At 70.5% G+C, this 9,008-nt stretch carries 7 protein-coding genes; all 7 read right to left on the minus strand.

Annotation, left to right across the window (positions count from 1 at the left end; translation table 11 throughout):
• Positions 1-39: 39 nt before the first annotated feature.
• The 7 genes from ACWF9G_RS34095 to ACWF9G_RS34125 are packed head-to-tail and all read right to left on the minus strand — an operon-like array spanning position 40 to position 8,904.
• Positions 40-462 (minus strand): DUF4913 domain-containing protein, encoded by a 423-nt coding sequence (locus tag ACWF9G_RS34095; protein WP_379311382.1) that lies wholly within the window; start codon positions 460-462, stop codon positions 40-42.
• A complete protein-coding gene (locus tag ACWF9G_RS34100) occupies positions 459-2,282 on the minus strand; it encodes a type IV secretory system conjugative DNA transfer family protein (RefSeq protein ID WP_379311383.1) in 1,824 nt (607 codons plus the stop codon). The genes ACWF9G_RS34095 and ACWF9G_RS34100 overlap by 4 nt, the downstream gene beginning before the upstream one ends.
• Positions 2,283-2,325: 43 nt before the next feature.
• The gene (locus ACWF9G_RS34105) at positions 2,326-2,913 is read right to left on the minus strand and encodes a hypothetical protein (RefSeq protein WP_452520343.1); all 588 of its coding nucleotides are present in this window, start codon (positions 2,911-2,913) and stop codon (positions 2,326-2,328) included.
• On the minus strand, positions 2,910-4,571 hold the full coding sequence (locus tag ACWF9G_RS34110; RefSeq protein ID WP_452520345.1) for a peptidoglycan DD-metalloendopeptidase family protein: 1,662 nt from the start codon (positions 4,569-4,571) through the stop codon (positions 2,910-2,912). The genes ACWF9G_RS34105 and ACWF9G_RS34110 overlap by 4 nt, the downstream gene beginning before the upstream one ends.
• Before the next feature lie 58 nt (positions 4,572-4,629).
• Positions 4,630-4,938: a transposase gene (locus tag ACWF9G_RS34115; RefSeq protein WP_375928830.1), complete on the minus strand. Its 309-nt coding sequence runs from the start codon at positions 4,936-4,938 to the stop codon at positions 4,630-4,632.
• Positions 4,935-7,400, minus strand: coding sequence for a hypothetical protein (locus ACWF9G_RS34120; RefSeq protein WP_452520347.1), 2,466 nt, complete (start codon positions 7,398-7,400; stop codon positions 4,935-4,937). The genes ACWF9G_RS34115 and ACWF9G_RS34120 overlap by 4 nt, the downstream gene beginning before the upstream one ends.
• 7 nt (positions 7,401-7,407) lie before the next feature.
• Positions 7,408-8,904: an SCO6880 family protein gene (locus ACWF9G_RS34125; protein WP_379032335.1), complete on the minus strand. Its 1,497-nt coding sequence runs from the start codon at positions 8,902-8,904 to the stop codon at positions 7,408-7,410.
• Positions 8,905-9,008: the final 104 nt, after the last annotated feature.

Raw genomic sequence — 9,008 nt, forward strand, 5'->3', positions numbered from 1 at the left:
GGGGCGGCCTGACCGCCCCCGCCGGACCGGAACCGCCGGCTAGAACGGCTTCGTCTTGCCCATCGTCCGCATGACGTCCGGGTCGGTGAACTGATCGCGATCCGCCCCGACCTGCTCCTCCAACGGCAGCGGATCGAGCATCTTCTTGTGGCCGTTGCGCACACTGCAATACTTGAACGGCCCTCGCGGATCGAACAGTTTCGCCATATGCGGGTCCGCGTGATCGAGGAACCAGACACTGATGCCCGGTCCACCCTGCATCCGGAAGTGCTCCCACGCCTGCCACAGCGCGTGCAGCCGCACGGCAGCCTCGGGATGGCGCCACCATTCCGGGCACCACACCGTGTCACTGATATCGGTGACCTGTCTGCTGTACACCCTGCTCAGGTAGTCGTTGACGAAATCGAAGACATTGCCGTACCCGTTGGCGATGTCGCGCGCGGGTTGCGTGTGTTCGTTCACAGTGGCTTGACCTCCTCGATGTCACCGATCTGATCCGGCGGAGTGGAACTCGACTGCACCGGCGTCCCGATGAGATCGTCGATGCGGGTCTTGCGGGTGGGATCGTTGTATTCGATCGACTGCTTGACCGCCTCGGAGTACTCCGATTCCCACCAGGGCACGGTGCGGACCAGCACGGCGGGCTGGCCCGAGGTGAACACCACCGCGCGGCCGCGCGGCAGCGTGGCCAGTCCCTGCGCGGTGAAGGTCACCGAGGAACTGAGCGAGCGCGAATAGCTCTTGTTGTTGCCCGACTGCGACATCGACTGCGAGATCGAGTCGTACTCGCCGATCGCCTCGGAGCGGTCACGCAGGAACGCCATGTCGTCGACACCGCTGCCGAGCACCTTGATATTGGCCGCCGACCACAGCGCGCTCATTCCCGCGTCGCCCCAGCACCGCGCACCCTGGGCCCACGACTGCAGCACGGTCATCACCACGATGCCGCGCGAACCGAAGTGGCTGTACTGCTTGGGCAGATCCTTCCAGCGCACCACATTGGCCGCCTCGTCGAGGACCGCGAGCAGCGGAATCGGCAGCCTGCCACCGGACGACAGCGAAGCCTTACGCATCGCCACGTCGATGACGGCCTCGGTGAGCGCGCTCACCAGCGGCGCGGCAGACCCACGACCCTCCAGCGACAAGCAGTAGAGCGTGCCGTTGCGCTCGATGAACTCGAGCTCGTCGAACTGCAGGCGGTCGCCGCTGCCGCGGGTGATCCACGGATGCACATTCGACATCTGCAGGCAGCGGACCATCTTCTTGGCCGTGCCGAAGATGCCGCTCTTGGTGCGTTGTTCGGCGTTGTACTGCATGGCGAGGCCGGCCGCGGTGAAGTCGTGGCCCGCACCGCGCAGATGCTCGATCGGCTCGCTGTTCTGCGGGTTGGTCACCCACTCCCACACCTGGGTGATGGGCTTGCTCGCGATCGCGGCGGCCAGGAACAGCCCGGCGAGCAGGTCCTCGGCTTCCGGGTCGAAGAAGCTGTCGGTGGTGTCGGCGCCGCCGCTCTCGGCGTCGGCGAAGTGGCCTGCCAGCCGGGCCGCGCGCATCTCGCAGCCCTCCTTGCGGTGGTCGACCCAGGCCAGCGGATCCCAGAACCACGTCGGCCGTTCGCCCGCCACGCCCTGCGGGTCGAAGACGAACGTCGCGCTGCCCTTGGCCTCGCGCACATTCCGGGTCGCGTCGACCACGTCACGCTTGTTCGACGTGGTCAGCACCGGACCGATGGCCGACAGGATCGCCGGGATCACGCGCGAGGTGGACTTGCCCTGGCGCGGACCCCAGATGTCGAGGTGCAGGTCCTCGTAGGAACCGTAGAGCGGGGTGCCGTCGGCGACGGCGATGCCGATCGGCACACCGGGCGCGTCGTTGGTGCCCAGGCGCACGCCGAGTTCCTTGGCCTTCGTCCGCACCCCGTCCTCGGTGATCGAGGCGATGGCGCTGCCGCTGCCCATGTGGTCGGCCTTGTCGTCGATCGACAACCGGCCGACCACCGCGCGCTTCTTCAGCTGCTTGCGGATCACCACGAACGCGACGAGCGCGGCGATGACCAGCAGCACGATCACCGTGGACGCCCGCGGCCAGTGCAGTTTCCCGCGCGCCAGGTCGGCGACCACCGCGATCGGGTTCACCGGAATGTTCTGCGGCACCACCGACAACGCGTTGCCCAGGTGCAGCGCGACGGCGAGGGTGATCAGCGTCGCAAAGCCGAACACGATCAGGATCAGCGTCGTGTCGGGTCCGATCGCGGCCGGATCCGTCACCTTCTTCTTCGCCACGTATGCCTCCTTGTGGACCTTGTCGGATGGTGGGTGGGTGCTCTCAGCGGAACGCGTCGAGGCGCCAGCCTTGCGGCGTCTGCACCACGGTCGCGATGACCGTGCTCGGCGGTAGGGCCTCGGTCCGCCCGTTCGGGTAGACGACCGTCTGCTCGATGCCGATCTTGTACTGCGCCACCGTGGGATCCGCGCTCGGCGGCGCCTGCTCCCCCGAAGCGAAGGTGAACGCCTCGATGTGGGCCTTCGCCTTGCCCCAGTCCGCCCACTGCAGCGTCGGTTTCGGCGTGTCGGTGGTCCCGGCCGAACTGTCCAGCATACGTATCATGCTGGGCCCCAGCCATTTTCGCGCCCGCTGCAGCGAATCTCCTTGCTGCTCGGTCACGGGGTTCCAGGTGTAGACCTCGCGCAGGGCGACGACCGCGACACCGTCGGGCGTCGTCGGGTCGACCGTGGTGGCCGCCGCCTCGAGCAGCCGGGTGGTCGACGTGGCTCCGTCCGGGCGCGCGGTATCGGAGTCGCCGCCGCAAGCGGCGACCGAGGTCAGGGCCGCCACGAGCATCACCGCCGGAATGGTGCGGATTCGTGTTCTCTCCCACCAGGTTATCCCCGCCGCGTCGCGTCGTGTGGTCACAACACCCTCCTCGCCCGCGCGTCACCCGGCACCGCCACCTCGACGACGCCACCGCCGGCACCGCTGCTCGACGGCGGCACCGCCTGGATCAGCTGACCGTTGCCCGCGTAGATCCCCACCTTCGCCGGACCTTTCGGCCCGAAATCGCTGAACACCAGGTCACCCGCCGCCGCTTTCGCGATGGGCACCTCCCGGCCGGACTCCCACTGCTGTTCGGCGGTGCGCGGCAACGTCACCGCGCCCGAGGACGCCGCGAACACCGCGGCGGCGGTGAGTCCCGGCCCGTCGAACCCGCCGTTGCTGGGGCCCTGCGCACCACCGCCACCCCAGACATACGGCGCGCCGAGCCAGTCGTGTGCCGCCTCGACGATCTGCGCCCCGCCGCCACCGGGTTCGGGGGTGAACCGGCCCTGCGCGCCGGGCGCGCGGTACTGCGGTTCCATCGAGAGGATGTTGGTGACGTAGGGCTGGGTCTCGGAGTAGTGCGCCGCAACCTGATTGGGCATGCCGCCGGAGCTGAGCACCGCGCCCTCACCGGCGTTGTAGCCGGCCAGGGTCAGCGCGGTCAGGTCGCCGGAGACCTTGCCCGCCGCCATCCAGCCCGCGATCTTGTGCGCGATCGCGCACATGTAGCGGGCCTGGCCGATGATCGCGTCGCCGTCGTCCCAGACGCTGGCCGTGCCGTTGCCGTCCGCGTCGATGACATAGGGCAAACCGTCGTCGGGATTGATGCTCACCGCGGTGCCGGGCAGGAACTGCGCCAGACCCTGCGCGCCGGCGGGTGAGGTCAGCCCGCGCCGAAAACCGGACTCCTGCTTGGCCTGTGCGGCCAGCAGCGACGAGGAGATCTCCGGGCAGACGGTGCCCGCTCTGCGGTACCAGATCTCCAGTTCCGCCGGCACCTTGCCGTCGGCGAGCGCGCCACCGGCGCTGCCGAATCCGCGCACGCAGTTCGGGTCGACCGAGAACGCCCGCGCGCCACCGACATCCGGGGTCGGCGCGCCGTCGAGCCACGGCATCGGGTCGATCTGGCGGCCGCCGGTGAAGCGGCCGCCCGGCACGATCTCGAAATGCAGGTGCGGGCCGCTGGATTCGCCCGCCGAGCCGACCATCCCGATCGGCTGGCCCGCGGTCACCGTCTGCCCCGTCCGCACCTTCACACCGTGATCCCACATGTGCCCGTAGACGGCGGAGTAGGCACGCCCGTTGGTGTCGACGGAATCGACGACGATCCAGTTGCCGAAGCCCGACGCCGGACCGGCGGCGACGACCCGTCCGTCGGATACCGAGTAGATCGTCGTCCCGTCGGTGGCCGCCATATCGATGCCCCTGTGATCACCACCGCGGGAACCGAACACGTCGGAGACGGTGAAGGTGCCGGTCTCCAGCGGCAGGGTGCGGCGCAGCGGACCGACCCCGGCGGCCAGCGAGGGAGTCCCGGTGACGGCGGCGTTGGTTGTCGGCGTCGCGGACGCGGCGGCCCGGGCGTCACCGGGCGACTGGCCGCCCAGCGGCGGCAGTGTCGGCGCCGACGAACCGTCGAGCACGCCGGAGGTTTCGCAGGTCTCGTCCGAGGAGGGCAGCACGATGACCAGCACGAGCGCGATCAACCCGATGACGGAGCCGAGCGCGGACATCAGCATCGTGCGGGCGTTCACCGGCCGCCTCCAGACGTTCCGCGCCGGGCGCCGGGATCCGGGTCCGCCGCGGCGGCGATCACGTGCGGCGCCGGGTTTCGTTGAGCGTGTCGGCGAGCGTGCGGTTCATCTCGGCGGCGGCGGCCAGCTGCTGTTGCAGCAGTACCACTTTGCGGCGTAGCGCGGTGGCGTCCATCCGGTCCAGGCTCGGGCCCTCGGCCGCGCGCACCCAGTTGCGCACCGAATTGGCGTGCACGCCGATCTGCTCGGCCACCACCCGGCAGGCCTCGGACTCGCTGCGCAACTTGTCGGTCAGGGCGACAACCTGCTCGACGGCGGCCTTGCGGACCTCGGGCGAGACCCGGCGGTAGGACCGGTGCGGCATCATTGCCGGCCTCCGTTCGGTGTCGGCGGTTCGGGCGGTGTCGTCGACGCCTGCTCCCGAGGGCCCGCGTGATGACCCTCCGCTTCCGCCTCCGGCCCGCCGTCGGCAGACCTTCCGCGCGGATTGTCGCCGAACTCGCTGAACCGCTGATTCGTGTCGTGGATTCCGCTTTCCTTCTCCGACACCGTGAACTCCATGTGGAAGGGGATACCGGGACGGCGATCCTCACCGATCTTGAGCAGGAACTTGCCGGTGCCGGGCGGCGAGGGCCGCTGCTGGCCGGGGCGCAGCGCTTCACCGGTGAGCGCCTGGGGCGCCGACCAGCCGGTCACCATCTCCTGCTCGGCGGAGGTGAAGGGCACGGTGGAATCGAGCCTGCTGATCTCCTCGGCGGGCAGTGCGCCGAAGATCTTGGCGCGGGCGCGTTCCAGGAAGCCGATCGCCTTGGCGATCGCGGCGTCCGAACCCAGTGCCTGCAGGTCCTTGATGGTGTGGCTGATCATGATCAGCGCGGTGGCGAGGCCACGCTGCAGACGGGTCAGCTCGTCGACGCGGTCGACCATGAAGTCGCCGAGGCCGAGCACCTGCCACAGCTCGTCCATCACCACCTGGAAGTAGCGCTGCGGACCGAGTTTCGCGTCGGCCAGCACGTGCGCGGCCTCGACCGAGGCGAATCCGTCGGCCCAGCAGGCCAGCATGACCGCGGCCTTGAGCTTCTTGTCGCCGGTGGGGATGTGCGAGACGTCGATGCACACCGCGACGGCGCCGGTGTCGATGGGAACGCTGGTCTGCCCGTTGAAGATCGCGCCGAACGGGCCCTGGGTGAGCGCGCGCAGCGAGCGGCGCAGGTTCTTGATCGCGTGCTGGTATTCGTCCTCGTTGTCGGCGCCCGCGTCGAGCATCAGTTCCGCGCCGCCGCCGACGATCACCTCGAGCAGGTTCTCCATGATCGGCGGCTTGTCGGGGGCGTAACCGCTGCCCGGCTGGTACAGGATGCGCAGCGCGGTCGCGATCAGCGTCTCCTCGAAGTCGGCGACCCTGGCGCCACGCACCAGTTCCACCAGACCGGCGATCAGCGTCACCTGCCTGGCCCGCAGGTCCTGCAGCACTTGACGTTGCAGCGCGGGGAACTCCCCCAGCCGCGGCACCACCGAGCCGAGCACACCGGCGGCGAGCGGGTTCAGTTTGCCGTGGCCGTAGCCGAGGTCGATCACCTGGCCGCCGACGAGCTCGACCATCTTGCGATAGTCGGGTTTCACGTCGGCCAGGATCAGCGGGGTGATGCCCTGGGCGATGCCGCCGAGCACGATCCGGCGCACCAGCGAGGACTTACCGAAACCGTTGAGGCCGAGCACGAACAGGCTGGGCGCGGTGATGAAGCTGCCGCGCATGAACCAGTTCATCGGGTCGAAGCAGACCGGCGCACCGGTGTGCAGGTGCGAGCCGAGCGGGGTGCCGATCAGCGGCGCGCCCGCGCCGACCGACCACGGCCACAGGCCTGCGACCTGGGCGGTGGTGGCCCGGTACTCGACCGGGCGGCCGACCACGTTCATCTTGCCGCCGCCGGGGCCGGAGTAGCCGCGGTCGGTCAATTCGGCGGTGGTGCGGTCGAATCCGTCGCTGACGACGGCCTCGGTGCGCGCCTGCGCGTTGTTGCGGCGCAGGTCGTCGGTGTGGATGCGGAAGGTCGCCCAGGCGGCGCGCAGGCCGGACTGCTCGCGGGCGATCATCTCGTAGCGGGCGCGGGTGGCGTCGTCGAGCAGCGACGGGCCGGACTGGGCACGCCGGTCGGCCTTGTTCCGCGACTTGGCCGAGCGTCCGGTGCCCATCGCCCGATCGGCGACGTCGTCGGGGCGGTCCGCCTTCACCGGGCGCGGCGCCTTGGCGAGCTTGGCCTGCTCGATCGGACGCTTCCTGCGGTGCGGATCCATCGCGCGCGCGTGATCGAGCCGCGGGCCGTGATCCTCGGCGCGCAGCCCGCGCTCGACGCGAGCCGTGGGGGCGCGGTCGGCGTCGGGCCGCGGTCCACGCGGACGCCGCTCGCCCGCGGCGGGCCTGCCGCCGCGCGCCTCGTCACCGCGCCTGGCCCGCGCTTCGTCCTCGCGTGGCCTGCGGTTCTCGCCGGTGCGCGGCCTGCGGTGCTCGTCGTCCGCGCGCGACCTGCGGGTGTCCTCAGCCTGCGTCCCGCGCTCGGCGGCCGGACGACGTGGCTCGTCCGCACGCGGCCTGACGCCCGGTTCCCCCGCGCGCGACCTGCCCTCCCGCGATCTGCGGTCGGCGTGCTCGTCGGCCACGGCGGTACCGCGCGCCGACTCCCGTTCGCCGCGTTCGGTGCGCTCCTCCAGGCCGAGCACGTCGTCGCTCACGCGCGACGAACTCCCGACCGGTCGTGGCTCGCGTTCCCCCCGGATGCGGGGCGGCCGGTGTACGGGCCGTAGCGCGATGTCGTCGAAGTCGCGTCCCATGATCGCCTCACCCCGCCAATGCCTTCGGAATGGTCGCGTGCTCGGGCAGGATGACGCCACAACCGAGGGAAGCCGCGAACGCCGCGGCCTGGTAGCGGTAGCAACGCCGGATCTTGAGCCGGGCCTGCGTCGAGAGGTCGCGGGTGATGGCCTCGATGCGCGGCAGGTCGCCGCGCAGCGGCTCGGTGATCGTCACCAGCGCGCCGAAGCGGGTCACGCCGTGCCCGCGGGCCTGTTCCTCGCGAGCCTGCTGGGTCGCACCGACCCGCAGTGTCGCGGCGGCCGAGACGACACCGCGTTCGCTCTGCTGCGCGACGAGCGCGTTCTTGAAGTCGTCGTCGACGATCTCGGCGGCGTCGGCGGCCGAGTGTGGCCGGTAGACGATCGCGATGCGCTTGCGCGGCACTTCGGGATTCGGCGCGAGCAGTCGCTGCAGCACCCGCTCGTCGACCGCGCCCTCCGGCGCCGCGTCCATCTCCCAGGTGACCGAGCGGCCACCGTCGTGGATCAGGTGATCCCACTTCTCGTCGTGCGAGACCGGGCCCGCGTCGTCCCAGCCGAGGCCGTGCCCACCCGGATCGGCGGCGGCGACCTCGAGGTCGGCCTGCGCGGCCGGGTCGTAACTGCGGCGGATGAAGGAGATGACCTCCTCGGCCGACATCGGCTGCGCCCGCACGCCCGCCTCGGCCAGCGCCGCGCAGATGCCGGGCAGCCTGCGCCCGATCTCCACGGCCTCCTCGGCCGGGTTCTTGCGCCGCTCTGCGGTGGTGGCCTTGAACGTGATCGCCACGCGCGGCAGCAGCTGCACCCGCTCCTGCGGCAGCTCGGTGGCCAGCTCGTACATCACCTGCTGGGCCAGCTCGGGCGCTTCCGGGCGGGTGATCGTGGAGACCTCGTTGAGCAGCCGGTTACCCGTCTCGGGGACGGTGTCGATCACCGGCACCACCGCGACGATGTCGCTGGTCTGACCGACCGAGGCCAGGAAGGTGCCCCACGCGGCGACCCAACGGTCGATCACCGGCTGGTCCACCGCCTCGTGGCCCTGCGGCCAGGCCCGCAACACCACGGTGTACTGCGCGAACGCGGGCAGGTGGATCATCCCGAAGTGGTAGCCGCCCGCGTCGATGCCCTCGTAGAGCTTCGACGGCGCGAGCAGCCCCGGCAGCTTGGTGACGCCGCCGGGGATCCGGGAGAACCGGCCGCCGCGATACACGTGCTCGCCGTTCTTGCGCGAGCGCATCCAGTTGAACATCATCAGTCCCGTCTCGTATCCGGAGCGGCCCCCCGTCCGCCACACCAGGGGCACCATCACCAGCGCGCCGAGGCCGCCGACGACGAAACCCCATGTGAACCCACCGACCATGGCGCTGATCAGGGCCGCGATCACCACGACGAAACCGATCACGGTCTCTTCCCAGCGCAGGCCGAAAAGGCCCGCGCTGCGCGGCTTCTGCCACAGCCCGTACGAGCGCCGCTCGTAGGTGTCGGTCGAGGTGGTCGTCATCGCGGGATCGTGCTCCTGCCGAGGTCGGGTGAACGATTCGCCCAGCGGTCACCGGCGAGGTCGCCAGCCGACTGGTCGGCGCGCGCCGCGCGGCCCGCCGCGGC

The organism is Nocardia sp. NPDC055029 (assembly GCF_053608525.1).

Bases quoted from the DNA above. Each gene is read 5' to 3' on its own strand.
- ACWF9G_RS34115 (WP_375928830.1), bottom strand. From the start codon at position 4,938: ATGATGCCGCACCGGTCCTACCGCCGGGTCTCGCCCGAGGTCCGCAAG.
- ACWF9G_RS34120 (WP_452520347.1), bottom strand. From the start codon at position 7,400: ATGGGACGCGACTTCGACGACATCGCGCTACGGCCCGTACACCGGCCG.
- ACWF9G_RS34125 (WP_379032335.1), bottom strand. From the start codon at position 8,904: ATGACGACCACCTCGACCGACACCTACGAGCGGCGCTCGTACGGGCTG.